Genomic DNA, 235 nt, shown 5'->3' with positions numbered 1-235 from the left:
GTCATCCTCTTCGTGAAGGCGTCGAAGAGGGGCATGTCGACCTGCCCGTGCGTCGCCTCCCACTCGAGGCGCTTCTCGGCGAGGAACGCCTTGCCGGCGGCACGGCTCTTCTCCTTCACGTCGGCCAGGGCCTTCTCGTCCTCGACCGCGTCGATGTCGCTCGCGATGCCGAGGCCGCGGATGAGCATCGGCAGCGTCAGCCCCTGCAGCAGCAGCGTCGCGACCGTCACGATGA

General features: G+C 68.1%; 1 protein-coding gene. It reads right to left on the bottom strand.

The features are described 5' to 3' along the window. Positions 1–235: hypothetical protein (locus SB658_RS27630; protein ID WP_410603771.1), on the bottom strand; the 235-nt coding region annotated here is incomplete at both ends.

This window comes from Bacillus sp. SIMBA_008 (genome assembly GCF_046535495.1).
GTDB lineage: Bacteria > Bacillota > Bacilli > Bacillales > Bacillaceae > Bacillus > Bacillus subtilis.
The sequence above is the reverse complement of the archived record's forward strand: the minus strand, read 5'-3'. Positions and strand labels throughout refer to the sequence as shown.